This window comes from Alistipes sp. CHKCI003 (assembly GCF_900021155.1).
Taxonomy (GTDB): Bacteria; Bacteroidota; Bacteroidia; order Bacteroidales; family Rikenellaceae; genus Alistipes; species Alistipes excrementavium.
This window is the reverse complement of sequence record NZ_FCNT01000055.1, coordinates 1-922: the sequence shown is the minus strand read 5'-3', so window position 1 is coordinate 922 and position 922 is coordinate 1. Positions and strand designations below refer to the sequence as shown.

The following is a 922-nucleotide window of genomic DNA, read 5'->3' as shown; positions in this document are numbered from 1 at the left end:
GCTGCACCTTCTCCCGGAAGGTCATGAATTTCTTCGCTTGCATAGTTTCGGTGTTTTCGAGCGCCTACTCTTTCGTCGGGTTTTCGGCATTTCCCCCGGTTACCTTATAACATGCTGCTCGCATTCAGGCCCGAAGATACGGTTTTTACGTTCTTCGAGGCATTGTGGTTGAATCTCCACGTAAGACCGAAGCGCCACGATCTTCGCGACGGCGCGAGCTCCCGTTCAGTGGCGTAATAGGAGCCGTCGGACATCTCGGTCGTGAAACACGCGGTCGTGTAGAGAATGCCCGCATAGGTGAATCGGAGTAGCAACCGGTTCTTAAAGAACGATTTTTGAACCGAGGCCACGAGTGCCTGCTCCCCGTTGAGCCACTTTTCGAGTGAAAACTGCTGGCGGGAGCCGATTCCGTAATATATATCTATCTGCAACGTGCGGATCGGCTCGACAAGCAGCGTGCAATTGAAATCCGCATAATTGAATGCCGCAGAGTACTCCTTGTTGTCTTTCGTATAATATTTCTTGTTGTGTTTTCCGACAAGCCCTACGCCCAGTCGCAGCCACCTCGTAATATTCGCATTGTAATCGAGCTGCAGGCTATGGTAATAGCCTTCCGAACCATTCATGGGCATCGTAAAGACCACGGTCGGATCGTCCGGATTGTAAAAAGTGAAATCGGACAGGATTCCCGTTATTTTCGAAAACGAATAGCCGGCATACAACTTTCCGCGCAACGTATAGCTCAGGTCGATACGCCATGATCTGTAAGGCTTCAGCGCCGGATTGCCGATCGTATAGCTGTACTGCGAGGTCCGCGTGCGTTTGGGCAGAATGGATTTCCCCGAAGGCAAAGGCCCGCTGTAGCTCATAAAGCACAAATCCATAAAAGTTCCTCGGTTTTCATTGAAGGCGTACGAAAGAA

At 50.8% G+C, this 922-nt stretch carries 1 protein-coding gene; it reads right to left on the bottom strand.

Features of this window, described 5'->3' with window-relative positions; all coding sequences use genetic code 11:
* Positions 1–104 precede the first annotated feature (104 nt).
* On the bottom strand, positions 105–922 hold an 818-nt coding region (locus tag BN3659_RS07275), incomplete at its 5' end, for an outer membrane beta-barrel protein (protein ID WP_141682531.1).